This is a genomic window from Halomonas campaniensis, from assembly GCF_002211105.1.
GTDB lineage: Bacteria > Pseudomonadota > Gammaproteobacteria > Pseudomonadales > Halomonadaceae > Vreelandella > Vreelandella campaniensis_A.
Map to the genome: position 1 here is coordinate 67,985 of NZ_JPUA01000001.1, position 25,971 is coordinate 93,955.

General features: G+C 54.3%; 24 protein-coding genes. 20 read left to right on the forward strand and 4 right to left on the reverse strand.

Annotation, left to right across the window (positions count from 1 at the left end):
- Positions 1–7: 7 nt before the first annotated feature.
- The 15 genes from JI62_RS00330 to mgtE all read left to right on the forward strand — a co-directional run bounded on the left by JI62_RS00330 (position 8) and on the right by mgtE (position 14,533).
- Positions 8–778, forward strand: coding sequence for an amino acid ABC transporter ATP-binding protein (locus JI62_RS00330; RefSeq protein WP_170938445.1), 771 nt, complete (start codon positions 8–10; stop codon positions 776–778).
- Positions 779–1,394: 616 nt separating this feature from the next.
- On the forward strand, positions 1,395–3,299 hold the full coding sequence (gene mnmG, locus JI62_RS00335; RefSeq protein ID WP_088698256.1) for a tRNA uridine-5-carboxymethylaminomethyl(34) synthesis enzyme MnmG: 1,905 nt from the start codon (positions 1,395–1,397) through the stop codon (positions 3,297–3,299).
- A complete protein-coding gene (rsmG, locus tag JI62_RS00340; RefSeq protein WP_088698257.1) occupies positions 3,296–3,955 on the forward strand; it encodes a 16S rRNA (guanine(527)-N(7))-methyltransferase RsmG in 660 nt (219 codons plus the stop codon). The genes mnmG and rsmG overlap by 4 nt, the downstream gene beginning before the upstream one ends.
- Positions 3,956–4,002: 47 nt before the next feature.
- Positions 4,003–4,770: a ParA family protein gene (locus JI62_RS00345; RefSeq protein WP_088698258.1), complete on the forward strand. Its 768-nt coding sequence runs from the start codon at positions 4,003–4,005 to the stop codon at positions 4,768–4,770.
- Positions 4,771–4,785: 15 nt separating this feature from the next.
- The gene (locus JI62_RS00350) at positions 4,786–5,715 is read left to right on the forward strand and encodes a ParB/RepB/Spo0J family partition protein (RefSeq protein WP_088698259.1); all 930 of its coding nucleotides are present in this window, start codon (positions 4,786–4,788) and stop codon (positions 5,713–5,715) included.
- Between the two features lie 205 nt (positions 5,716–5,920).
- Complete coding sequence (locus JI62_RS00355; protein WP_088698260.1) at positions 5,921–6,313, forward strand: ATP synthase subunit I; 393 nt, start codon at positions 5,921–5,923, stop codon at positions 6,311–6,313.
- A 32-nt stretch (positions 6,314–6,345) separates the two neighbouring features.
- Entirely contained in the window at positions 6,346–7,173 is an 828-nt protein-coding gene (gene atpB, locus JI62_RS00360; RefSeq protein ID WP_088698261.1) for a F0F1 ATP synthase subunit A, read from the forward strand.
- A gap of 76 nt (positions 7,174–7,249) precedes the next feature.
- Positions 7,250–7,477 (forward strand): F0F1 ATP synthase subunit C, encoded by a 228-nt coding sequence (atpE, locus tag JI62_RS00365; protein WP_022521051.1) that lies wholly within the window; start codon positions 7,250–7,252, stop codon positions 7,475–7,477.
- A 76-nt stretch (positions 7,478–7,553) separates the two neighbouring features.
- Positions 7,554–8,024 carry a F0F1 ATP synthase subunit B gene (locus tag JI62_RS00370; protein WP_088698262.1) on the forward strand — a complete coding sequence of 157 codons (471 nt, stop codon included), beginning with the start codon at positions 7,554–7,556 and terminating at the stop codon, positions 8,022–8,024.
- Between the two features lie 11 nt (positions 8,025–8,035).
- On the forward strand, positions 8,036–8,572 hold the full coding sequence (locus tag JI62_RS00375; RefSeq protein ID WP_088698263.1) for a F0F1 ATP synthase subunit delta: 537 nt from the start codon (positions 8,036–8,038) through the stop codon (positions 8,570–8,572).
- Between the two features lie 16 nt (positions 8,573–8,588).
- Complete coding sequence (atpA, locus tag JI62_RS00380; protein WP_088698264.1) at positions 8,589–10,133, forward strand: F0F1 ATP synthase subunit alpha; 1,545 nt, start codon at positions 8,589–8,591, stop codon at positions 10,131–10,133.
- A 65-nt stretch (positions 10,134–10,198) separates the two neighbouring features.
- Positions 10,199–11,086, forward strand: coding sequence for a F0F1 ATP synthase subunit gamma (atpG, locus tag JI62_RS00385; protein WP_009286339.1), 888 nt, complete (start codon positions 10,199–10,201; stop codon positions 11,084–11,086).
- Between the two features lie 73 nt (positions 11,087–11,159).
- Positions 11,160–12,539: a F0F1 ATP synthase subunit beta gene (atpD, locus tag JI62_RS00390; RefSeq protein ID WP_035556311.1), complete on the forward strand. Its 1,380-nt coding sequence runs from the start codon at positions 11,160–11,162 to the stop codon at positions 12,537–12,539.
- Between the two features lie 24 nt (positions 12,540–12,563).
- Positions 12,564–12,992, forward strand: a complete 429-nt coding sequence (locus tag JI62_RS00395) for a F0F1 ATP synthase subunit epsilon (protein ID WP_088698265.1) — start codon at positions 12,564–12,566, stop codon at positions 12,990–12,992.
- A 158-nt stretch (positions 12,993–13,150) separates the two neighbouring features.
- Positions 13,151–14,533: a magnesium transporter gene (gene mgtE / locus JI62_RS00400; protein ID WP_088698266.1), complete on the forward strand. Its 1,383-nt coding sequence runs from the start codon at positions 13,151–13,153 to the stop codon at positions 14,531–14,533.
- Positions 14,534–14,547: 14 nt separating this feature from the next.
- Here the strand turns inward: mgtE and JI62_RS00405 are convergent, their stop codons facing one another.
- Entirely contained in the window at positions 14,548–15,741 is a 1,194-nt protein-coding gene (locus tag JI62_RS00405) for a cation diffusion facilitator family transporter (protein ID WP_088698267.1), read from the reverse strand.
- A 230-nt stretch (positions 15,742–15,971) separates the two neighbouring features.
- Here JI62_RS00405 and JI62_RS00410 point away from each other — a divergent pair, with 230 nt between their 5' ends.
- The 5 genes from JI62_RS00410 (at position 15,972) to nhaD (ending at position 22,917) form a co-directional block, all read left to right on the forward strand.
- The gene (locus JI62_RS00410) at positions 15,972–16,772 is read left to right on the forward strand and encodes an undecaprenyl-diphosphate phosphatase (protein WP_088698268.1); all 801 of its coding nucleotides are present in this window, start codon (positions 15,972–15,974) and stop codon (positions 16,770–16,772) included.
- 107 nt (positions 16,773–16,879) lie between these two features.
- Complete coding sequence (locus JI62_RS00415) at positions 16,880–17,983, forward strand: FAD:protein FMN transferase (RefSeq protein ID WP_240513088.1); 1,104 nt, start codon at positions 16,880–16,882, stop codon at positions 17,981–17,983.
- 1 nt (position 17,984) lies between these two features.
- Entirely contained in the window at positions 17,985–19,355 is a 1,371-nt protein-coding gene (gene glmU / locus JI62_RS00420; RefSeq protein ID WP_088698270.1) for a bifunctional UDP-N-acetylglucosamine diphosphorylase/glucosamine-1-phosphate N-acetyltransferase GlmU, read from the forward strand.
- A 111-nt stretch (positions 19,356–19,466) separates the two neighbouring features.
- A complete protein-coding gene (gene glmS / locus JI62_RS00425; RefSeq protein WP_088698271.1) occupies positions 19,467–21,293 on the forward strand; it encodes a glutamine--fructose-6-phosphate transaminase (isomerizing) in 1,827 nt (608 codons plus the stop codon).
- 157 nt (positions 21,294–21,450) lie between these two features.
- Positions 21,451–22,917: a sodium:proton antiporter NhaD gene (gene nhaD / locus JI62_RS00430; RefSeq protein WP_088698272.1), complete on the forward strand. Its 1,467-nt coding sequence runs from the start codon at positions 21,451–21,453 to the stop codon at positions 22,915–22,917.
- Between the two features lie 118 nt (positions 22,918–23,035).
- Here nhaD and JI62_RS00435 read toward each other — a convergent pair whose 3' ends face one another.
- The 3 genes from JI62_RS00435 to JI62_RS00445 all read right to left on the reverse strand — a co-directional run bounded on the left by JI62_RS00435 (position 23,036) and on the right by JI62_RS00445 (position 25,830).
- Entirely contained in the window at positions 23,036–23,635 is a 600-nt protein-coding gene (locus JI62_RS00435) for a CBS domain-containing protein (protein ID WP_088698273.1), read from the reverse strand.
- Between the two features lie 132 nt (positions 23,636–23,767).
- Positions 23,768–25,153 (reverse strand): ATP-binding protein, encoded by a 1,386-nt coding sequence (locus JI62_RS00440; RefSeq protein ID WP_088698274.1) that lies wholly within the window; start codon positions 25,151–25,153, stop codon positions 23,768–23,770.
- The gene (locus tag JI62_RS00445; protein WP_088698275.1) at positions 25,150–25,830 is read right to left on the reverse strand and encodes a response regulator transcription factor; all 681 of its coding nucleotides are present in this window, start codon (positions 25,828–25,830) and stop codon (positions 25,150–25,152) included. The genes JI62_RS00440 and JI62_RS00445 overlap by 4 nt, the downstream gene beginning before the upstream one ends.
- Between the last annotated feature and the right edge of the window lie 141 nt (positions 25,831–25,971).

A 25,971-nucleotide genomic window follows, 5' to 3' on the forward strand; every position in this document is an offset into this window, starting at 1 on the left:
ACGCGCAATGAACGAGACATTGAACAACACAATGCAACCAATTGTGCGTATGCAGCAGCTCAACAAGCACTTTGGCAACCTGCACGTACTTAACAATATTGATCTTACGATTGTGCCCGGTGAAGTGGTGGTGATTATCGGCGCCAGTGGCTCAGGCAAATCCACGCTCATTCGCTGTATTAACGGTTTGGAAGAGTTCCAATCCGGCAGCCTGGTGGTCGACAGCAACGAGCTACTGCCCCATGGCAAGAGCACCAAGGCACTGCAGACCATTCGCACCGAAGTAGGCATGGTCTTTCAACAGTTCAACCTCTTTCCCCACCTCAGCGTGATCGACAACGTCACTCTGGCACCCATGAAAGTACGCGGTTTAAGCCGAGAAGACGCGGTCAGCAACGCTAAGCGCCTGCTTGACCGGGTGGGAATCGCCGACCAGGCCGATAAGTACCCCAGCCAGCTCTCAGGCGGCCAGCAGCAGCGTGTGGCACTTGCTCGCGCCTTGGCCATGGAGCCCCGGCTGATGCTGTTTGACGAGCCCACATCGGCGCTTGACCCGGAAATGATCGGTGAAGTGCTGGATGCCATGCGCGAACTGGCCAAAGAGGGCATGACCATGGTGATTGTGACCCATGAAATGGGCTTTGCCCGTGAGGTTGCCGACCGGGTGATTTTTATCCATAAAGGCGAGATTACTGAGCAGGGCCACCCGGAAAAACTGTTCGATTCACCGCAGCATGAACGTACTCAATCCTTCCTTGCCCGGGTGCTTAAACACTAAATGTGATCACTTCATGCCTTCGCATAGACCTGCGCTTGGCACCTAAATAACCCGTTCGCTAATGCGAAATGACGCTTTTTTACCGGCCTGTCGACACGACAGGCCATTTTTTTGCCTGTGGATAACCTTTTTTTACATAGATCGTTTTTATCTCCGTAAGGCCTACCATGAGAGTCTCTTAGCGTTAGCTCCACACCCAACGGTGGTTGTTCACAGGTGCGGTAACAACCCAGGTACTGGCCGGTGGATAAGGCGTGGCTAATTACATCTGTGGATAAGGCGCTATTTCATCCACAGGCTTAGCACCCTTTCTACCCAGGCACTCCCGCCTTCAAACATGTAGAAGTCAACAATATAAGCTGGTGAAATTATTAATGATTAATCGCTTATGCACAGAAATTGTCCACACTAGTAGTTACAACATTTACAGAACTTCTCTTATTTTATATTTATGTTGTTATTAATAGAGGCTGTTTAGCGATTGAGGGTGTGGAAAAACCTGACGGTTACCCACAGGGGGTTTATACTTGCCGCCTCATTGATCTAAGGTGGCTGCGTCTAAACCGACTGCACTGGCCACATCATCCGTGCCGAAGGGCACAAGACGAGGTGTCTCTTGAATTACCCCGACCGCTTTGACGTGATTGTCATCGGCGGTGGCCATGCGGGAACTGAAGCCGCACTGGCCTCTGCTCGCATGGGCTGTCAGACCCTGCTGCTCACCCACAACATCGAAACCCTGGGCCAAATGTCGTGTAACCCTGCGATTGGCGGGATTGGCAAAAGCCATTTGGTCAAGGAAATTGATGCCCTGGGCGGCGCCATGGGGCTTGCCACGGACTTGGGTGGCATCCAGTTTCGCGTGCTCAACGCCCGTAAAGGGCCTGCCGTTCGGGCCACCCGTGCCCAGGCTGACCGCATTCGTTACAAAGCGGCGATCCGCGGAATGCTGGAAAACCAGCCCAACTTGACGATCTTCCAGCAGGCCGCTGGCGACCTGATTGTGGATAACGACACCGTACGAGGGGTCGTTACGGAAACCGGTATTCGCTTTCATGCCGACAGCGTCGTGCTGTGTACCGGCACGTTTTTGGGTGGCGTGATTCACATTGGTCTGGATCAAAGCAAGGGGGGGCGCGCCGGTGATCCGCCTTCCAATGCGCTGGCCGAACGGCTGCGCGCACTGCCATTTCGCGTTGATCGTCTGAAAACCGGCACACCACCGCGGATTGATGCCAAAACAGTGGATTTTTCTCAGCTGGAAGAGCAGCCTGGTGATAGCCCTACGCCGGTGATGTCCTACCTGGGAGCGCGGGAAATGCACCCTCAGCAGGTGAGTTGCCATATTGCTCACACCAATCAGCAAACTCATGATCTGATTCTGGCCAACCTTGATCGCTCGCCGATGTACTCCGGCGTGATTGAAGGCATCGGGCCACGCTACTGTCCGTCGATCGAAGACAAGGTTCATCGCTTTGCCGATAAATCCAGCCACCAGGTGTTTATCGAACCGGAAGGTCTGGATACCCATGAGCTCTACCCCAACGGCATCTCGACTTCGCTGCCCTTTGATGTGCAGATTCAAGTGGTGCGCTCCATCAAAGGCTTGGAAAACGCCCATATCACCCGGCCTGGCTATGCCATTGAGTACGACTTTTTTGATCCACGGGACTTAAAGCACTCGCTGGAAACAAAATTTATCCACAACCTGTTTTTTGCTGGCCAGATCAACGGCACCACCGGCTACGAAGAAGCTGGTGCACAAGGTTTGCTGGCAGGCCTGAACGCTGCCCGTCGCTCTATGGAACTGGATGCCTGGTATCCCCGCCGCGATGAAGCCTATCTCGGTGTGCTAGTCGATGACCTGATCACCATGGGCACCAAAGAGCCCTACCGGATGTTTACTTCTCGTGCGGAGTACCGCTTGCTGCTACGGGAAGACAATGCCGATCTGCGCTTAACCGAAACAGGCCGTGAGTTGGGCCTGGTTAACGACACTCGCTGGGCTGCGTTTAGCCAAAAACGTGAAGCCATTGAGCAAGAAACCGCGCGGCTGAGCACCCTGTGGATACAACCGGGCAGCCCAGCGGCGCAACAAGTGGCGGAAAAAACCGGTGCACCCCTTACCCGCGAGTATCGGTTGAGCGATCTGCTAAAACGTCCTGAACTCAATTACAGTGATGTGGCCAATCTACCCGGTATAGAGGGCACCCTGGTTAGCGATCCGGCCGTTGCCGAGCAGGTGCAGATCCAGGCTAAATATCAAGGCTATATCGATCGCCAGCAGGATGAGATTGATAAACTCAAACGCCACGAAGCCACGCCACTGCCTGCGGAGCTGGATTATTTAAAAGTGGAAGGCTTGTCTAACGAAATTCGCCAAAAGCTGGCTGAAGCACGGCCGGAAACCCTTGCTCATGCAGCGCGGATTTCAGGCGTTACCCCGGCAGCCGTCTCTATTTTGCTGGTGCATCTGAAAAAGCGCCGGTTGGTAGCCGCAGCTGAGGTAGTTAACGGATGAGTTCGTTGAACCCGCTGTTGAAGGCGCTACCTGCAAGCGTTGCTCCTCAGCTCGATCAAGGGCTTAGCCAGTTAGGTATCCCCGTTGACGACCATCAACGCCAACAGCTGCTAGGCTTATTGGCACTGTTGCACAAGTGGAACCGTGCTTATAACCTCACAGCGGTACGCGACGTGGAAGACATGGTCTCGCGCCATGTGCTGGATAGCGCCGCTGTGTTGCCCTATGTTCAGGGGCCGCGGCTACTGGATGTGGGCGCGGGCCCTGGACTTCCTGGCATCGTATTAGCGATATTAGCCCCCCAGCTTGATGTGACGCTGCTGGACAGTAATGGCAAAAAGGTGCGCTTTCAGCGCCAGGCGGTGATGGAACTGGGGCTTGAAAACGTTACCCCCGTCCAGGCACGGGTGGAGCAGTTTGAGGCCGCCGCTTTCGATCAGGTGATTTCCCGGGCCTTTGCCAGTTTGGTCGACTTTGTCACCCTGACCCGCCAGTTACCCAGCGCCGATGGCCAGTGGTTAGCCATGAAAGGCCCGGGAGCGGATGATGAACTGCGCGACCTGCCTGCGGGTATTTGTTTACACCAGCGTCACCTATTGGAAGTACCCTTTGAAGCGGCCCAGCGGCAGCTGCTGATCTTGAATGTTAAGAGCTAAGTGCGAAAGCTGAATGTTGATTCTGACCCCCAGAAGGAGTTGAGTAAGTGAGCCAGATCATTGCCCTGACCAACCAAAAAGGCGGCGTGGGCAAGACCACCTCAGCCGTTAACCTGGCGGCCAGTCTCGCTGCGCTCGACCGTCGCGTACTGCTGGTGGATCTTGATCCCCAAGGCCATGCCAGCATGGGCAGCGGCATCGATAAATACGAGCTCGATAAAAGCGTGCTTGACGTGCTACTGGGCGAAGCAACGGCCGCTGATACCATTGTCAAAAAGCTGGCGGTCAAGTACGACGTGCTGCCGGGAAACGGCGATCTCACCGCCGCTGAAGTCGAACTTTTAGACCGCGAAAAAAGTGAAAGCTGCTTAACCACTGCGCTTGCTTCGGTCTCAGATGCGTATGATGTCGTTCTGATCGACTGCCCGCCCTCTTTGAACATGCTGACCGTCAATGCGTTAACGGCGTCGGATAGCGTGCTGATCCCTCTACAGTGTGAGTTCTATGCACTGGAAGGACTATCGGCACTGCTCGATACTGTTGAGCAGATTAAGCAAAATGTGAATCCTGATCTGGCGATTGCAGGCATTTTGCGCACTATGTACGACAAGCGCACCAGCCTAACCCGTGAAGTGGATAAGCAACTGCGTGACTATTTTGGCGATATGCTGTTAAAAACGACCATCCCGCGTAACGTGAAAGTTGCTGAAGCACCAAGCCATGGGCTGCCCGTGACGCAATATGCCCGGTTCTCCCGGGGTAGCCAGGCCTATCGTGTGTTGGCGAAAGAGATGATTCGTCGCCTAGCGTTATAAAATGAGGAAAAGCGAATGACGCGTAAACCCGCGCTGGGACGTGGCCTGGATGCCCTGATTGGTGCCGGTGCCCGTCGCCGTGACAGCTTAGAACTTGCCGGTAGCGGCACCCCGTTGGAGCTTACTGACGCCGCGCGTAGCGCCGCGACCGACGACGTTAGCGAGGATCGCCTTGAACGCCTGCCGCTAGGGCAATTAACCCGCGGTAAATACCAGCCGCGTCGGGATATTCAGCCCGAAGCGCTAGAAGAGCTGGCGGACTCCATTCGCGCCCAGGGCGTTATGCAGCCCATAGTGGTGCGCCCAATCGGCGTGGATCGCTACGAAATTATTGCCGGTGAGCGCCGCTGGCGGGCAGCTCAACTCGCCGAGCTGGATGTTATCCCCGCGGTGATCCGCGAAGTCAGCGATGAAGTTGCTTTGGCGCTGGCGCTGATCGAAAACATTCAGCGTGAAAACCTTAACGCCATTGAAGAAGCCATGGCCCTAAAACGCCTGGGTGAAGAGTTTGAGCTTACCCAGCAGCAGATTGCGGATGCGGTGGGTAAGTCGCGCACTCAGGTGGCCAACCTGTTACGTCTGCTGGCGCTGGATCCGGAAGTGCAAACCCTGCTTGAACGGGGTGACCTGGATATGGGGCACGCAAGAGCTTTGCTGACGCTGAACAGCACCCAGCAGCGCCAAGTGGCTCATGAGGTAGTTAATAACGATATGACGGTGCGGGCCACCGAAGCGCTGGTGAAAAAAGTCCAAACCAGCCAAACACCCATCAAAACGCCTAATCGCCAAAGCAAGCAGCCCGATGTGGCCAAGCTTGAAACCCACCTTGGCGAGCTGCTCGGTGCGCCTGTCTCCATTGACCATGGGCAAAAAGGCAAAGGTAAATTAACGATACGCTATACCAGCCTCGAAGAATTGGACGGTATCTTAAATCATATTAAATAGCAGGCTAGTCAATATCGCGTAAGAAGCGCACACGTTTTCCCCCTTTGGTCGCAAATCAGCCCTTAAGCGAGCAAAATCGGTGCGACTTCGGTTGAAGGTGTGATAGCGCTTCCCTATAATCGCGCAAGATTTGTGCAGGTTGCCTTGGTTTGTCTAGCTATTAGCTTGTCGAGGTATTGGTTTTTATCAGTGAGGCTGGGCCGGTATGCAGCGATACGAAACCCAGCGTCGAAAAGCCTACATCGTTCGACTCACGATCGCGCAACTGATGATCACCTTCGTTGGTATGCTGGCCGCCTATCTAGTCGCTGATTTTGAAGGCGTGTCATCGGTTTTTAAAGGGGCGCTGGTAGCCTTATTACCGCACGCCTTTTTTATCAAGCGAATGGGGGTTTTACGCGCGACTAGTCCTTCAAAGGCAGCGATGCGCCTGTTTCGCGCCGAGGCAGGCAAGTTTGGTTTGACGGTGGCACTGTTTGTTGCAGTGTTCGTAGCAGCGCCCCCCTCAAACCCTACTTTCTTTTTTTATGCTTACGTTGCAGTTGTTCTAACGCATTGGCTTACACCTTGGTTAATGCCAAAAAATGCTGATGCCTAGAAAATTGCACAACTGATTGAGGTGACACATCCATGGCCGCAGGAAACGAAGTCTCAACGACTTACTATATCCAGCACCACTTGCAGAATTTGACCTTTGGCAACCATCCTGAAAATGGTTGGTCGCTGGCGCATTCAGCAGAAGAAGCAAGTGAAATGGGCTTTTGGGCCATTCACCTGGATACCATGGGCTGGTCAATCGCCATGGGGCTGCTGTTTATCTGGATTTTCCGCAAAGCAGGCAGAATGGCCACCACGGGTGTACCCAGTGGCCTGCAAAATGCGGTTGAAATGGTTGTTGAATTTGTCGAGGACATGATCAGAGGAACATTCAAAGGGCATAATCCGCTTATTGCTCCTCTGGCCTTGACGCTGTTCGTGTGGATTCTGTTCATGAACACGCTCAAAATTATTCCGGTCGACTATTTCCCCGTACTGTTCAGTAAGCTGGGCGTGGACTACATGAAAATTGTCCCCACCACCGATGTGAATGCCACGCTTGGCTTGGCACTGGGGGTATTTGGCCTGATCCTTTACTACAGCTTTAAAGTTAAAGGCGTGGGCGGTTTCGCCAAAGAGCTGTCACTGACACCGTTCAATCACTGGGCGCTGATTCCCTTCAACCTACTGTTAGAAATCGTCGCGCTGCTGGTTAAACCGTTTAGTTTGGCGATGCGTCTGTTCGGCAACATGTTTGCCGGCGAAGTGATCTTTATCTTGATCGCCATGCTGCCGTTCTGGGCCATCTGGGTGCTGGATGTGCCGTGGGCCATTTTCCATATTTTGATCGTCGTACTACAAGCTTTCATCTTTACAGTGCTGTCCGTGGTGTATCTAAGCGCTGCCCACGAGCATCACTAACCCGAGCAATGCTTGAAACACATTAACCCTTAACCTCAACCCTCGACCTTTAACTTGAAAAACTAGGAGCATTACCATGGAACTTATCTACATTGCCGCTTCCATCATGATCGGTCTCGGCGCTCTAGGTACCGGCATTGGCTTCGCTATTTTGGGTGGTAAGCTGTTGGAATCTACAGCGCGTCAGCCTGAACTAGGCGACCAACTGCAAACTAAAACCTTCCTAATGGCAGGTCTGTTGGATGCCGTTCCGATGATCGGTGTTGGTATCGCAATGTACCTGATCTTCGTTGTTGCCGGTTAATGACAGCTCAGCCGAGCGGTAATCGCTCGGTTTTGTTTCACTCCGGTCGCCACGAACTTGTCAGAGGTACATTCCTGTGAATATCAACATGACGCTAATCGGGCAGACGATCGCCTTCGCGATCTTTGTCTGGTTTTGCTTAAAGTATGTGTGGCCTCCGATCAGCAACGCGCTTCATGAGCGTCAGAAAAAAATTGCTGATGGCTTGGATGCAGCTAGCCGTGCTAACCGTGATCTTGAGCTTGCTCAAGAGCGGGCAGAACAGACGCTGCGCGAAAGCAAGGAGCAAGCTTCTCAGATTCTTGAGCAGGCCAACAAACGCTCTGCCCAGATAGTTGAAGAAGCCCGCGAACAGGCCCGCGCCGAAGGCAAACGCCTAGTAGCGAGTGCACGTTCCGAGATTGAGCAAGAAGTGAATCGCGCTAAGGATGAACTTCGTGCCCAGGTCTCTTATCTCGCCGTTATGGGTGCCGAGCGTGTTCTTGAAGCGTCGGTCGACGAACAAGCCCATCGCAAGTTACTTGATGAGCTTGCTGCTGAACTGTAAGGAGGTGAACCATGGCGGAATTACTGACCGTCGCTCGTCCTTACGCTAAGGCAGCGTTTGAATACGCGCGTGATCATGAGGCGCTTGATAGCTGGTCACAAGCGCTGAGTTTTTTAAGTGTTGCGGTAGCAGATGACGTCGTTCGCCATCGGCTAAGCAGTCCAAAATTAGACAGCGAGCAAAAAGTGTCGCTGCTTGTCGAGCTAATTCCTGAGCAACAGGATGAGGCTTTACAGCGATTTTTGACTGTTTTGGCTGACCAGGGCCGCCTGATGGCGTTGGCATCCATTGCTGATCAGTTTGAGCACCTGCGTGCCGAACACGAGCAGCGGGTTGAAGTGAACGTCACCTCTGCTTACGAGTTAGATAGTAAGCAGAAGACCAAACTAGCGAACGCGCTTAAGAAACGTCTGAATCGCGAAATCTCTATTACTACTCAGGTGGACAAGTCGCTTATTGGCGGTGTCATCCTGCGTGCTGGTGATACCGTTATTGACGGCTCCGTACGTGGTCGATTGAACCGCCTTTCCGAAGCGCTAACCGCTTGAGTCTGAGGGACATGGCATGCAGCAACTGAATCCTTCCGAGATCAGCGACATCATCAAGCAGCGAATTGAAAAGCTTGACGTCGCATCCGAAGCCCATAATCAGGGCACCATCGTCACCGTTTCCGACGGTATCGTGAAAATTCACGGCCTCGAAGACGCGATGTTTGGTGAAATGATTGAATTTCCCAACAGCATCTTTGGCATGGTACTTAACCTGGAGCGTGACTCCGTAGGTGCCGTGGTACTGGGTGACTACCTGCAGCTTGAAGAGGGCATGACCGCCAAGTGTACCGGTCGTATCCTCGAAGTGCCGGTAGGCCCTGAGCTGATTGGCCGCGTTGTCGATGCGCTGGGTAACCCCATTGATGGTAAAGGTGACATTAACACCACCATGACCGATGCCGTTGAAAAAGTGGCACCGGGCGTTATCACCCGCCAATCTGTTGATGAGCCGATTCAAACCGGTCTTAAGTCTATCGACGCCATGGTGCCGATCGGCCGTGGTCAGCGTGAGCTGATCATCGGTGACCGTCAGATTGGTAAGTCCGCCATTGCCATTGATGCGATCATCAACCAGAAAGGCAAGGGCGTGACCTGTGTCTACGTAGCCATTGGTCAGAAGCAGTCGACCATTGCTAACGTGGTACGCAAGTTAGAGCAGCACGGCGCAATGGAACACACCATCGTCGTTGCGGCCGGCGCTGCCGACCCGGCACCGATGCAGTTCCTTGCTCCTTACTCTGGCTGCACCATGGGCGAATACTTCCGTGACCGCGGTGAAGACGCGCTGATTGTGTATGACGATCTTTCCAAGCAGGCCGTTGCCTACCGTCAGGTATCGCTGCTGCTGCGTCGTCCGCCAGGTCGTGAAGCTTATCCCGGTGACGTTTTCTATCTCCACTCGCGTCTACTTGAGCGTGCTGCGCGCGTTAATGTCGACTACGTTGAGAAGTTCACCAACGGTGAAGTGAAAGGCAAAACCGGCTCCTTAACCGCGCTGCCGATCATCGAAACCCAGGGTGGCGACGTTTCTGCGTTCGTTCCGACCAACGTGATCTCGATCACCGATGGTCAGATCTTCCTGGAAACCAACCTGTTTAACTCCGGTATTCGTCCGGCGATTAACGCAGGCCTGTCGGTTTCTCGTGTCGGTGGTTCGGCGCAGACCAAAATCATCAAGAAACTGGGCGGTAGCGTACGTCTAGCCTTGGCTCAGTACCGTGAACTGGCGGCCTTCTCGCAGTTTGCGTCTGATCTTGATGAAGCGACGCGTAAGCAGCTTGAGCACGGTCAGCGTGTTACCGAGCTGATGAAGCAGAACCAGTACTCGCCAATGTCAGTTGCCGAGATGGCGCTTTCGCTGTATGCCGCCAACGAAGGTTACCTGGACGACGTCGACGTGACCAAAGTGCTGGACTTCGAGCGTGCGTTGCACGACTACATGAAGTCTGAACACGGTGATCTGCTCGACAAGATCAACCAGACCGGCGACTACAACGGTGAGATTCAAGACAGCTTGAAGTCGGGTCTCGAGAAGTTCAAGGCGACTCAGAGCTGGTAATGTCTGGCCCGCCTGCGGGCGGGTTTGCATGCTTTCTGAGAGCCACGAACGAAGGGTAGATCGCTATGGCAGCTGCAAAAGAGATACGCACCCAGATCGGGAGCATTAAAAATACGCAGAAGATCACCAGCGCCATGGAAATGGTGGCTGCATCGAAAATGCGTAAAGCGCAAGATCTGATGAGAGCTAGTCAGCCTTACGCTAAGCAGATCCGCAATGTGGTTGGCCACATTGCCGACGCGAACCCCGAGTACAGGCACGACTATATGGTCGAGCGTAGCGAGGTTAAGCGCGTTGGTTACATTGTGGTCTCTACAGACCGTGGTCTGTGCGGTGGCTTGAACCACAACCTCTTCAAAGCCTTACTCAAACAGGCCAGCGAGTGGAAAAAGCAGGGCGCAGAGCAGGATTTCTGTGCTCTGGGCGCTAAGGCCAGCACCTTTTTCCGCAACTACGGCGGCAATTTGGTGGCGGCGAAGAGTGGTTTAGGCGAAGCCCCGACCGTTGAAGGTTTGATTGGCAGTATTAAGGTCATGCTCGAAGCGTACGATGAAGGACGTCTCGACCGGCTTTACGTGGTGCACAACGAATTTGTCAACACCATGACCCAAAAGCCAGTGGTTCGTCAGCTTCTTCCGTTGTCGCCTGATATGGGCGCAGACGCTGAGCAAGACGACGAAAACGCCCGTCCCGGAAGCTGGGACTACCTGTATGAACCGGATGCCAAGGCGTTGCTCGATAGCCTGCTGGTTCGTTTCATCGAATCGCAGGTGTATCAGGCGGTAGTGGAAAACGGCGCTTGTGAACAAGCCGCCCGAATGATCGCTATGAAAAGTGCCACTGACAACGCAGGCGGCCTTATCGACGATCTGGAGATGGTCTACAACAAGGCCCGTCAGGCCGCCATCACCCAGGAAATTTCTGAGATCGTCGGCGGCGCTGCTGCCGTATAACGCCTAGGGAGCCAATTATTTAAAAGGCTCCCGGCAGACAGGTTTCATTTGCAGGTTTTAGAGAGGAACCAAGATGAGCGGACGTATCGTACAAATCATCGGCGCGGTGATTGACGTAGAGTTTCCGCGGGACTCTGTGCCCAAGGTCTACGACGCGCTGAAGGTCTCCGATGTTGAGACCATCCTCGAAGTCCAGCAGCAGCTGGGCGACGGCGTGGTGCGCACCATTGCCATGGGCTCCACTGAGGGCTTGAAGCGTGGCATGGAAACGACCAGCACAGGTGCCGCGATTTCCGTACCGGTAGGTAAGGAAACGCTGGGCCGGATTATGAACGTACTCGGCGAACCGATCGACGAAGCGGGACCGATCGGTGAGCAAGAGCGTATGCCGATCCACCGTAAAGCACCGAGCTATGCCGATCAGGCAGCCTCTAACGAGCTGCTGGAAACCGGTATCAAGGTTATCGACTTGGTCTGCCCGTTTGCTAAGGGCGGTAAAGTTGGCCTGTTCGGCGGCGCCGGTGTCGGTAAGACCGTTAACATGATGGAGCTTATCCGCAACATCGCCACTGAGCACAGCGGCTACTCTGTATTTGCCGGTGTAGGTGAGCGTACGCGTGAGGGTAACGACTTCTATCACGAAATGACTGAATCCAACGTTATCGATAAGGTATCGCTGGTTTATGGTCAGATGAATGAGCCGCCGGGTAACCGTCTGCGCGTAGCGTTGACCGGCCTGACCATCGCTGAGAAATTCCGTGATGAAGGCCGCGACGTTCTACTGTTCGTCGATAACATCTATCGTTACACCCTGGCGGGTACCGAAGTATCGGCACTGCTGGGTCGTATGCCGTCAGCGGTAGGTTATCAGCCTACGCTGGCTGAAGAGATGGGCGTTCTGCAGGAGCGTATTACCTCGACGAAAACCGGCTCAATCACCTCGGTACAGGCCGTTTACGTACCTGCGGATGACTTGACCGATCCGTCGCCGGCGACCACCTTCTCGCACCTGGATGCTACCGTGGTATTGGCACGTTCTATCGCCGAACTGGGTATCTATCCGGCGATCGACCCGCTGGACTCCACCTCACGTCAGTTGGATCCGCTGGTCGTCGGTGAAGAGCACTACGCCACCGCCCGCGGTGTGCAGAACGTTCTTCAGCGCTACAAAGAGCTTAAGGATATTATCGCCATTCTGGGTATGGACGAGCTGTCAGATGAAGACAAGCTGGCCGTTTCCCGGGCGCGTAAAATCCAGCGCTTCTTGTCGCAGCCGTTCTTCGTGGCCGAAGTATTTACCGGTTCACCAGGTAAGTATGTCTCACTGAAAGACACCATCAGTGGCTTCCAGGGCATTCTCGCTGGCGAATACGACGATATGCCGGAACAGGCCTTCTATATGGTCGGCTCCATCGACGAAGCCGTCGAGAAAGCCAACCAGATGAAGAAGTAATCCCGTCCATTAGGGGGATTCGCTATGGCGAATAGCTTTACTTGCAATATCGTCAGCGCTGAAGCATCAATCTTCTCAGGTACCGTTGAGCAGGTGATTGCTTCCGGGATTATGGGTGACCTGGGCGTTTTGCCGGGTCACGCTCCGCTGCTGACCGAGCTTCAGCCGGGTCCGGTTCGCGTGATTCACGATGATGGCAAGGAGGAGAACTTCTTTGTCTCGGGGGGCTTCATGGAAGTCCAGCCGGATGTCGTGACGATTCTGGCCGACTCTGCTTCGCGTGCCAGCGACCTCAACGAGGCCGCTGCCGAAGAAGCACGTCAGCAGGCGCTGAAAGCCTTTAATGAGAAGTCATCGGAGCTCGATTATACTCGCGCTGCCGCTGAACTTGCCGAAGCCGTTGCCCAACTGCGAACGATTCAGCAGCTGCGCAAAAAGGCGGGGAAAGGCTAACACCCACGCACTTGGCGTGTGTCCAACGCCCCTTAAACCCGCTCTAGGGTTTAAGGGGCGTTTTTTTATCTGGCAGTATGATAAGTAAGCATATGAAATTAGTGAGCAGGTAGAATTAAGTCGGCAGCACGACATCAGTCTGCGTGAAGGGGAGAGCTATGGCACTGAATGATGAAAGCCTACAGGAGTTAAAAGCCGAACTGCTCGACGAGTTGGTCAAGGAGGTACCGAGTAAAACGTTGCTCTCTTTGCGTTTGGCCGAAACCCGATCAGCGGATATTGGTGAAATCCTCGAAGAGATGATTGAGGATGACGAAGAGCTGCCTGCGGCGCTATCGCTGCTGGATATTCTCTCTGCTGAGCGTGCCGCCAACGTATTGGGCTATCTCCCCGGTGAGAGCCAGCTTGAGGTAGTTGGAAAACTGGATGACAGCCAGGTGCTCAAGTTGCTGGAAGAGATGGGCTCTGACGAACGTGCTGATCTGTTTAATCTGCTAAGTGAAGACCGCCGTGAAGCACTGCTACGTCGTATGGCCCACCGTGAGCGTGAAGACCTAAAGCGGCTGGCCAGCTACGAAGAGGGCACCGCGGGCGCCATCATGACCTCTGACTATGTCTCCATAGCCAGTGGCATGACGGTGTCACAAGCGATGATGCGGGTACGCCAGACAGCTCCCGACGCGGAAACGGTCTATCAGCTGTATATCCTTGATAGTGATGGTCAACTGATCGGTACCATGTCGCTACGCCAACTGATGGTGGCACGCCCCGGCGCCATTGTTGATGACATTATGATCAAAGATGTTATCAGCACCCGGGTCGATGATGCCCAGGAGGATGTGGCGCGTATAGTGGCGAAGTACGACCTGTTAGCGCTACCGGTGATTGATGTCGATGACCGTATGGTCGGCATCGTGACCCACGATGATGCCATGGACGTAGCGGAGTCTGAGGCCACTGAGGATTTCCACAAAGGGATGTCGATTGGCCAACTGGAGGATGGCGTTAGCCGTGTACGGCTGTGGAGCCTGTACCGTAAGCGCGTGTTCTGGCTGGTACTGTTGGTCTTTGCCAATCTGTTTTCGGGGGCCGGTATTGCCTACTTTGAAGAGACCATTGCCGCCCAGGTAGCGCTGGTCTTCTTTTTACCGCTGTTGATCGGTAGTGGCGGTAACGCCGGGGCCCAGGCAGCCACGCTGATGGTGCGCGGCATGGCGACCGGTGATGTAGGCGTTAAAGATTGGGGCAAGCTACTGGGCCGCGAGCTACTTGTCGCCGGGTCACTGGGTATCACCATGGCCATCGCGGTAACGCCTATTGGCATTATGCGCGGCGGCGAGGCGCTAGCGATGGTGGTCGCCTTGAGTATGGTCACTATCGTACTGTTTGGTAGCTTGTTGGGCATGTGCCTGCCCTTTGTACTCGAGCGCTTTAAGGTCGACCCTGCCACAGCCTCGGCACCACTGGTGACTACGCTCATAGACGCCTCTGGGGTAGTGATCTACTTCAGTATTGCTACCCTCATGTTATCCGGTCTGTGAATAGGCAGTTAAACCTAACGCATTGAGCTGCTGGCGGCGCGGGTAATAAACAGCACCTCTACGTGGCCAAGCCATTCAATATCGCTCGCCAGCGCTTTTAGCTGGCTGGCGAGGCACTGGGGCGGCTGATGCACCGCGTCATCAATGATGAGCGATACTGACACTTTATCCTCCAAGTAGTGCAACTGAAGCTCGTTCAGGGTGCGCCACACCGGGTGTTTGTACCAGCGTGCATCCAGGGCAGCTTCGACTTCAGGGCGCAGCGGAAGGCCGGGAAGGCGGCTAGGATCACCCGCCCCGGCGTCGTCTTCGGGGTCAACGTGGAAGATCACGTCGGTAAGCGCGGGGAACTCATGGCGTAAGCGACGGCTGACTTCGTTACCGATTTCGTGGGCTTCCGACACGGTTATTTTCGGCCCCACCACCACGTGCAGATCGACCATTACCCAGCCAGCGGATTGCCTGGTACGCAGATCGTGGACACTATCCACACCCGGAACGCTGCAGGCCACATCGTGCATCTGATCCTGTACATCCTCAGGTAGCGCAGTATCCACCAATTCCCGCGCCGACTCCCACAGCAAGTCCAAACCTACCTTGCCGACCAATAAACCCACGATGATAGCAGCCACGGCATCCAGCCAGCCTAAACCGAACTGGGCGCCTACCAGTGCCACCAGCACCACGGCGGTGGAGAGCGCATCGCTGCGGGAGTGCCAGGCGTTGGCCTCGAGTAACTTAGACTTTACCCGTTTGGCGACCCGCATGGTGTAGCGAAAAATCCACTCTTTGCTAAACAGCGCAATGACGGTAATCACGATTGCCAGCGCGCCTGGGGCGTTAACGTCGGTACCGCTAAACAGACGATCCAGACTCGACCAGGCAATCGCGCCAGCCACGAAAATCAGCACGCTTCCCAGTAGCAGCGTCGTCAGGGTTTCAATTCGGCCATGGCCGTAGTGGTGGTCTTTATCGGGTTCCTGGCGCCCATAGTGAATGGCCGCCAGAACAAATCCATCGGTGACTAAATCAGACAAGGAGTGAATGCCATCGGCGATCAATGCCGCTGAACCGACCATAAAACCGATCGTGACTTTTACGACGCTTAACAGGCCATCCAGCCAGGCACCGATGTAGGTAACACGCTTGGCCTCTTGGCTAAGTTGCGCTTGGTCGTGAACCACTGGCGTTTCGATGGTCTGAGTCATGGGTACCTTGCAAGGACGCACGCATTCAATAGACGCCTATTGTAGCGCACTCCTTATATTCGTATAGCCTCCACTGCGTTCAAGCTGTGAAACGGCATGTTTGCGTGCCAGTGGCAGATAGTGTCAGTAAAAGCGTGTCAGCAAAGGCAATGGCGGACAACGAATAAACGGATGTGTATCCTTAAGCGCCATTGCAAACCATCAAATTGTTTTTATACACAGGATTTTTTATGGATTGGCTCCAGGTGGTGGTGTTAGCGATTGTTCAGGGCATTTCAGAATTTTTACCCGTTTCAAGCTCTGCCCACCTGATTTTGGTGCCCGTTCTGACAGATTGGCAAGATCAAGGCTTAGCCTTTGATGTGGCACTCCACTTAGGCAGCCTCTCTGCGGTGATTATCTATTTCCGCCAGGAAATTTGGCAGATGGTAGTGAGCAGCCTCGCTGCAATCAGCGGTAAAGGGGTGAACGAAGACGCGCGACTGGCCTTATGGGTGACATTGGCCACTATCCCAGTGGGTATTATTGGCTTACTGCTGCACGATGTTATTTCTCACTATATGCGCTCTACGCTGATTATCGGCTTCAGTTTAATTGGTTTCGGTCTATTGTTGGGGTATGCCGACTGGCGTAAGCAAGGCACGCGAAGCGAGTACCAGCTGCGTTTAAAGGATGTGCTGATTATTGGCGGTGCCCAGGCGTTGGCGCTGATCCCCGGCACGTCGCGCTCGGGGATTACTATTACAGCGGCGCTAATGGTGGGCATGAGCCGGGAAGGCGCTGCGCGTTTCTCTTTCTTGTTGTCGATTCCGGTGATTGTGTTGGCGGGTGGTTTGGAAGCCATCGGTCTTGTTAACGCGGCGCACTCTATCGATTGGGTCGCCATGCTAGTGGGTACGCTACTATCAGGAGTAAGCGCTTACTTGTGCATCCACTACTTCCTGGTAATTATAAAAAAATTGGGAATGCAGCCCTTTGTGATTTACCGCGTGCTGTTCGGCGCCTGGCTGCTGTGGTTCTTTCATTTTTAAGGGCTTCATTTTTAAGGGCTTCATTTTTAGGCAATGCAACGATGAAAAAAATTAAACAGGAATTGTGTGTTGAACGCAGTACAAGGTGGCGACGTGCACTGACCGTGATGGGCCTTCTAATGGGCTTAGTGATCAGCGTGGCCGGTTGCTCAGAGAGCGATCGCCCGCTGGAACCACCGGTACGCTTTGAGGGCAATATTTTTGGCACCTTCTACCAAGTGACCATTATGGATCCACTCACTCAGGGCGAATCCCTTGAATTGGAAGCGGGTTTCAAAGCCGAGCTGGAGAGCGTTGACCAGGCGATGTCCACCTACCGGGATGACTCTGAGCTGATCGCGTTTAACGGGGCCCCGTTAGAGGAGTGGCAGCCGCTCTCTAATGAGCTTATTGAGGTGTTGGCGATCAGTCAGTCAGTGGCTGAAGCCAGCCATGGCGCTTTTGATATTACTGTAGGCGACCTGGTTAATCTGTGGAGCTTTGGCCCTGGCGCAAGGCCTGAAGAGGTGCCCGCTGATGATATCCTGGCTGAGCGACTTGCCCAGGTAGGCTTTGATGCGGTGGAGGTCGATACACAAAATATGCAGGCACGGCGTACTCGCGATGTATTTGTCGACCTGTCTGGCGTCGCGAAAGGCCATGCTACCGACCGGGTAGCCGCTTACCTGAATCAGCAGGGTATCGAACACTACTTGGTAAATTTAGGCGGCGACCTGATTGCACGTGGAGTGCGTGATGAGGACGAACAGACGCCTTGGCGAATTGGCATTGAGGTACCCGAGGATGGGCAGCAGCGAGCCCAGCATATTATTCCACTAGAGAGTATGTCAGTGGCCACCTCGGGTGATTACCGCAACTATTTTGAGGTCGACGGCCAGCGTTTCTCGCACACTATTGATCCGCGTACGGGCCGGCCGGTGACCCACCAGCTTGCCTCGGTGTCGGTTTTTCACCCCTCCAATGCCTGGGCGGACGCCTGGGCGACGGCGCTATTAGTGGTTGGCGAACAGGAGGCGATGCAACTTGCCGTTCAGAACAATCTCAAAGTACTCCTGCTGGTGCGCGATGGCGAGCAGTGGCGCAGTATTGCCAGTCCTGAATTTGGTAACTACTTCGGTGAAACATTGGTCGATGAACTGGGCATTGAGCAATTTTCAGTTGCTCCATTAACAGCCACCAGTCCCGACGACCAACCGGTAACAGGTGAATAACATGCAAGAACTGGATATCGTCATTCTCGCCGCGGGAAAAGGCACGCGGATGCATTCACAAATACCTAAAGTGCTTCACACCCTGGCGGGTAAGCCTATGGTGCAGCACGTGCTGGATACCGCTTTAGGGTTGCAGCCTGACCGAACGCATGTGGTGATTGGTCATGGCGCTGACCAACTGCGCGAAGCGCTGGCAGAAAATACCGTGCAGTTTGCCGTGCAGGCCGAACAGAAGGGCACCGGGCACGCGGTGGCCCAAGCGCTTGAACAGCTGGGCAGTGGCAAGGTGCTAGTGCTGTACGGCGATGTACCGCTGCTGCAGCGGGACTCCCTCAGTGAACTGTTAGCCTATGTGGATGAACAGCACATGGGGCTGTTGACGGTAACACTAGCTGACCCTACCGGCTATGGACGAATTGTGCGCGACGACGCAGGCGATGCCGTGGCGATTGTTGAGCAAAAAGATGCCAGTAGCGCCGAGCTTGCCATCACCGAATGCAATACCGGCATTATGGCCATGACCAGCGCCCAGCTTAAACGCTGGTTGCCACAGCTCTCAGACAATAATGCCCAGGGTGAGTACTACCTGACCGATGTGATTGCCCTGGCCGCAGCGGAAGGCATCAAGGTATGCACCGCCCAGCCGGCCTCCGCCGTTGAAGTGGAAGGGGTTAACAACAGGGCACAAATGGCCCGCCTGGAACGTGTTTATCAACGCCAACTGGCCGACAAGTTAATGGCACAAGGAGTAGCTCTTGCCGACCCTGAACGGCTTGATGTGCGTGGGCGCCTGATCTGTGGTCACGATGTGTTTATCGATGTGGGTTGTGTATTTGAAGGCGAGGTTGAGCTAGGTGAAGGCGTGCGGGTTGGCCCTTACTGCGTGATTAAAAATAGCACCATTGGTGCGCAAAGCGTGATAGATACCCATAGCGTGATAGACGGCACCGTGGCAGCGGGCCTAAACCAGATCGGCCCCTTTGCGCGGCTACGCCCTGGTACGCGCATGGCGGTAAAAGCCAAGGTCGGCAATTTTGTTGAAACCAAAAACGCCGACGTGGGTGAAGGTAGCAAAATCAATCACCTAAGCTACGTTGGTGATGCTCGCTTAGGACGTGACGTGAATGTGGGAGCAGGCACCATTACCTGCAACTACGACGGTGCCAATAAACACCGCACTGAGATCGGAGATAATGCCTTTATTGGCTCTAATTCTGCATTGGTAGCACCCGTTACAGTAGGCAAAGGTGCCACCATTGGCGCGGGATCCACGATTGCAAAAGATGTCACCGACTACGCCTTGGCCGTCACCCGTGGCCGCCAGTTAGAAAAAATTGACTGGCTGCGCCCCAGTAAACGCATAAAGCCATAGCTCTAAAAAACATAGTGCTAAGAATCATTAAAAAGCCGTATTCCTATCTCACCGCCAGGGTAATACCGTTTTAGGCGTTTTGTAGGTTCGTAAAAACTCAGGAGAGTCGTTATGTGTGGCATTGTGGCCGCCGTTGCCCAGCGCAACGTCCAAGAAATTCTATTAGAAGGACTCAAACGCCTGGAGTATCGCGGCTACGATTCGGCCGGTATGACGGTGTTGAGTGAGGGTGTATTAACCCGTCACCGTGCACTTGGTAAAGTGGCAGCGCTTGCGGCACGGTTGGATACGGCCTCACTACCTGGTTTTTCGGGCATTGCCCACACCCGCTGGGCAACCCACGGTAAACCCTCTGAGGCCAATGCCCATCCGCATCACAGCAGTGATCAGGTTGCCGTGGTGCACAACGGTATTATTGAGAATTACGAGCCGATAAAAGAAGGCTTGCAGCGCAATGGCTATGCTTTTAGCTCTGAAACGGATACCGAAGTGATTGCTCACTTACTATCCGAAAAACTGGCTGACGGTCTAACGCTGTTCGATGCTACCCAGCAGATCGTTAACCGATTAGGCGGTGCTTACGCGCTGGGCGTCATGTGTGCTCAACAGCCGGGGGTGGTGGTTGGCGCGCGCCAGGGTAGTCCGCTGGTGGTCGGTGTGGGGATCAATGAGGCCTTTTTAGCCTCTGACCCGCTGGCGCTGCTGCCGGTCACAGATCGTTTTATTTACCTTGAAGAGGGCGATTTGGTTGAGCTTCGCGAGCAGGGTGCCATTCGCATTGTGGATCGCCAGAGTAACGACGTCGAGCGCCCTATTCACACCTTTGAGCACGGCGATGGCGCGGCCAGTAAGGGTGATTACCGCCACTATATGCTCAAAGAGATTTTCGAGCAGCCAACGGTGATTGAGGCGGCATTAGAGGGGCGGCTGAGCGCTCAAAGCGTGTTAGTAGAGAGCTTTGGCCCCGATGCGCTGGCGCTTTTCCAGCGCACTCGCCACGTCCACATCATTGCCTGTGGCACCAGCTACCATGCGGGGCTGGTGGCGCGTTACTGGTTAGAGCGCTACGCAGGGGTGCCGGTGCAGGTCGAAGTGGCCTCCGAGTATCGCTACCGCCACCCAGTGGTGCCTGAAGGCACGCTGTTTGTCACCCTCTCCCAGTCCGGCGAAACCGCCGATACGCTGGCCGCGCTGCGCTTTGCTAAAACCCTCGACTACATTGGCTCGCTGGCGATCTGCAACGTGCCCGGTAGTTCGCTAGTGCGTGAGTCTGACATTACCCTCATGACCCGTGCGGGTCCTGAAATTGGCGTCGCCTCTACCAAAGCCTTTACTACCCAGTTAGTGGCGTTAATGCTGCTGACGCTTTCGGTCAGTAAAGCCAAAAATCAGGTTGAGTATCCGGATATTATCGCTGCGCTGCGTACGTTGCCGGAGGTGTGTCAGCGCGTGTTAGCGTTGGATAGCCAGATCGAAATACTTTCCCAAGCGTTTGCAGAGAAAAATCACGCGCTCTTCTTGGGTCGCGGAGCTCACTACCCGATTGCTCTGGAAGGGGCACTTAAGCTTAAAGAGATCTCCTATATCCATGCGGAGGCGTATCCCGCCGGGGAGTTAAAGCATGGCCCGCTGGCGCTGGTGGACAGCGAAATGCCGGTGATCTCGGTCGCTCCCAACGATGACTTGCTTGAAAAGCTAAAATCCAACCTTCAGGAAGTCCGTGCTCGCGGGGGCCAGCTGTTTGTATTTGCCGATGAGAGCGTGGGTATCGATACTCAGGAAGATGTTCGCGTATTGGCCCTGCCGCATGTGCACGAAGCGCTTGCACCGCTGCTGTATACCCTACCGCTACAGCTATTGAGCTACCACGTAGCAGTGCTTAAAGGCACCGATGTAGACCAGCCCCGTAACCTGGCCAAAAGCGTAACGGTAGAGTGATTTAGGCATCAGACTTTATATTGAGTTAAGCCAATAAAAATACTTTACAAGATGCGGCAATACGTCGCATCTTATGCGCAACCGTTGCGTTGCAGCATGTGGTTAGGGTGCTTATTATCGTGGCGGTCTTTCTCCCTCCTGATTGGATAACACTGCCATGAAACCACCAAACGTCCTCGTAACCCGGCATTATGCTAGCCGGGTCGCTTGGTTGTTGCTCGCCTGCACGCTTTTTGTCTTTCCTTCTCTCTCTTACGCCGCCGCCGGGCCCCTTGATCTTACTCTTTCGCTTGCCGGTATCTCTTCTGTCGTGATCTTCGTACTCGCCTATGCGTTGGTGATGAGTGAAGAGCTACTGCATATGCGTAAGTCTAAACCGGTGCTGGTGGCGGCGGGGCTTATCTGGGCGCTAGTGGCCTGGGTCTACGTACAAGCGGGGATGCCGGAAGAGGCGGAAACCGCCTTCCGTGAAACGCTGCTTGAGTACGCTGAGCTGCTGCTGTTTTTGCTGGTGGCGATGACCTATATCAACGCCATGGAAGAGCGCCGTGTATTTGACGCGCTACGTTCTTGGCTAGTGCGCAAAGGCTTTAGCTATCGCACGCTGTTCTGGATTACCGGTGTGATGGCATTCGGTATTTCTGCGATTGCCAACAATATGACCACTGCCATGCTGATGTGCGCTGTAGTGCTCAAAGTGGCCGAGGGGGATAATAAGTTTATTGGCCTTTGCTGTGTCAACGTCGTGGTGGCTTCCAACGCAGGGGGCGCCTTTAGCCCGTTTGGTGATATCACTACGCTGATGGTATGGCAGGCAGGACAAGTGCCGTTTGAAGGTTTCTTCGCGCTGTTGATTCCCGCGATAGTTAATTTCATGGTGCCTGCGGTGATCATGAACTTCTTTATCGTTAACCGTCAGCCAGCCTCGCTAAAAGAGAATGTTTGGCTCAAGCGGGGTGCGCGGCGCATTATCGTGTTGTTTTTGATTACTGTGGCCATCTCGGTGCTTTGTCACTCGATTCTCTACCTACCGCCTGCCATGGGCATGATGTTTGGTTTAGGTCTACTGCAGTTCTTTGGTTACTACCTGCGCCGCAGCCTGCCACGCTCCCTTGAGCGCAAGCGGGAGCGCTACTCTCGCCGGGGCGATTGGAAGAAGCTGGAGCAGTTGGGTAGCGTGGTACCCTTCGATATTTTCAGCCGTATCGCCCGTTCCGAGTGGGATACGCTGCTGTTCTTCTACGGGGTTGTTATGTGTGTCGGTGGTCTGGGTTTTATGGGCTACCTCAGTCTGCTCTCCGAAACGCTTTACGGTAGTTGGAACCCGGTGTGGGCCAACGTGGTGCTGGGACTTATCTCGGCGGTGGTAGACAACATCCCGGTGATGTTCGCGGTACTCTCCATGGCCCCGGATATGAGCGAGGGTAACTGGCTGCTAATAACGTTAACCGCAGGTGTGGGGGGTAGTTTGCTCTCCATGGGCTCTGCCGCAGGTGTTGCCCTTATGGGCCAGGCGCGGGGCATTTATACCTTTGCCGTTCACCTTCGCTGGGTACCCGCCATATTGTTGGGCTATGTCGCTAGCATTGCCGCACATCTTTGGATCAATGCTGCTTTGTTCTAGGCGATCTGTTTCCAAGAATAGTGGTTCGTTAACACCTTAAACGCCCTTCACCGAGAAATCGGTGAAGGGCGTTGGCATTTTATGGATTCAGGATTTAAAAACCGTTAGCGGTGAGAGGTTAGAGGTCGTGGCCGGTAATGACTTGGCAAATGTCGGCGAAACTTTTCGCCATAGGCACTGGGTTAATCTCTTTACCCACCGCATTTTGGATATCGCTTGCTGAAATAATGCCGCGAATTCTGAGTTCGTGGTGATCATTTTGCTCAGTGATTAACAGGTGCTGATCGGTCACCGCTTCCATCGACAGTACCAGATCCTCAATGGTGAGCGAGGCCAACTGGGCGACGGGCATAGCGCTAAGCTTGTGCCACGGCGTCATGATCATTTCGGCAGTCACCTCATCGTGGGTGATGTTACGCTGCTGCATGGCGATGTTGATACGCCGAGTACCGATCACTTCTTTCGAGGTAATAATACCGATACAGTGCGCTTTATGATCCATCACGAACAGCAGTCTTACGCCGCTGTAACGCATCTTCAAGTGTGCTTCGTCGATGGGGGTATCGGCATCGACGGATTGAGGCATTACTTGGGAGAAGTCGGTCAGCACGGTCATGGCTGGGCTAGTAGGCTGTAGCCGACGCGCCGCAGGTTTGGCGAGTAGCGGCGCTGAACCGAGTTGAATTAAGGGTTTCGGTGAAAAGGTAACTTGGTTCATCAGGGGAACCTCCATATGGAGAAAAGGGGGAGCCGTGGGTATCTGGCTCACCGTGCATCTCCACAGTTGCACGCAATTCTTATCGCAACCTTAAGGGAGGCGTAAACTACCCCTGACTACACAAAGAAAGTGTTAGTCCTCTTTTGGGCGCTGGAGGTAAATTCGTACGCGCAATCCTCTATTGGGTGCGTCGTCAAGCTGTAGGGTGCCGCCGTGACGTGTCACCAATCGCTCAACGATGGAAAGCCCTAACCCTGAGCCAGCGCTGGAACCTGCGCGTTGGAAGCGCTCAACCACTTTTTTGCGCTCATTGCTGGGTATGCCGGGGCCTTGATCGTCGACTAATAATTGAAAACCTTGTGGCGTCGTTGATAGCGTGACGCTGATAGTACCTTGTCTAGGCGAGTGTTGGATGGCATTACCTACCAAATTCTGTACCAGCGTTTCAATGGCGCCTGGTTCTTCTAATATTGACCACTCCGCCTGTTCATCCGCGTTTAGCAGCAGCTGTTGTTCGCGTTCAGCGGCCAGCGGCGAAATCTTGGCCAGGGTCTCACGCACTTCACTCAGCAGATGGCTGGTGCGGTACTCTGGTTGTGACTCCTCTTCAGGCTCCAGGCGAGCCAGTGTTAAGAGCTGGGTGACCAAACGTGTTGCCCGCGCGACGCCGCCGCGCAGGTGATTGAGTGCTTCCTGACGATCTTCAAGGTTATCGGCAGTCAGGGCATTTTGAGCGTGTAGATCCAGTACTGCTAAGGGCGTGCGTAATTCATGGGCGGCATCGGCAATAAAACGCTTTTCACGTACGCGCATTCTGCGAATTCGTTCTAACAAACGGTTGAGCGCCCCGGCAATAGTGCCTAACTCTTGGGGCAGAGGGCTAAGCGTCAAAGGCTGCAAATTGTGCGGATCACGACTGCGAATCTGCTCAGCCATGCGTGATAGCGGTGCCAAGCCCCAGCCTATCGACCACCATAGCAGGGCCGTAAGAAGCGGCAGGCCAATTAGGTCGGGCAAAAGGGTTCGTAGCGCTACCGCCCTGATCAGTTCGCCGCGTACGTCTTCGCGCTCGCTAACGACAATTCGCTGGGTGGAGTGACTGACATCAAGCACATAAATGCGCCATTCGACCTCATCAATAGACTGACTATTGAAGCCAGCGGGGAGGCTCGCCAGCGGCGACTCAGGGGCATTGGCTGAGCGCACCAAGAGGCGGCCCTCTTCCCATAGCTGAAAGCCCATTTGGCTGTCCGTCCGGTGTCCTGCAAGGCGGCGATTGGATCTCGCCGCATTCCCTAAGGCCTTTTCTAGACTGTTGAGCAGCCCATCGCGCGCCTCCTCCGGTAGGGGAGCTTGCAGCAGACCTTCTAATAAGCGTGCGTCCTGCTCAAGGCTGGCGTCGTACAGTGCTTCAATTTCATGAGCAGCATAGCGATAACTGATAAAACCAATCACCAGCATGCTAATGCCAAATACCAGCAGCGCCAGCCCTAGAGTACGTTGGCGAATGGAGCTCATGAGTGCTCATCCTGATCCGCTTTATCCATGACGTAACCGATACCGCGCAGCGTGCGAATCAGGTGAGGAAAAAATTTGCGCCGAAGGTGGTGCACATGGACTTCAATGGCGTTGCTTTCTACGTCTTCATCCCAGCCATAAACCAGGCGCGTTAGCGTATCGCGGGTGAATACGCGTCCCGGGTGGCTCATAAACTCTTGCAGTAAGGTGAGCTCACGGCGCGATAACGCCACGAGTTTCCCCTGGTAGCTAACCTGCATGGTCAAAGGATCAAGGCGAATACCTCGGCACTCCAAAGCACTGTTTACCTGGTCGCTGCTACGGCGCAACAGGGCGCGTAGGCGTGCTTTTAATTCAGCGACTTCAAACGGTTTGGTTAAATAGTCATCGGCACCCGCATCTAACCCTGCGATACGCTCTTCAACGGCATCCCGGGCGGTTAACACTAAAATGGGGACGCGATTGCCCTGCCGTCGTACGGCTTCTAGTACCTGCATACCATCCATGCGCGGCAGCCCCAGGTCGAGAATAACCACATCAAAGGGTTCGCCCTCCTTTAATGCGGCCAGGGCAGTAATGCCATCACTAAGGTGATCCACGGTGAAGTGCTCGGGCTTTAAGGCCAAGCGAATACCCGAGGCTAAGCTTGGATCGTCTTCTACCAACAATATACGCATGGCGGGTGGGTTACTCCTTCAAATCACTCGTCACCATTAAATCTTGAAATAAGCAGTGATAAGGGTGGCGTGCAAAGGCTTAGGCCGTCAGGATGAGGTTATAAATTGTAGGCTAATAACGTAGCACGCTTTATGACTCCT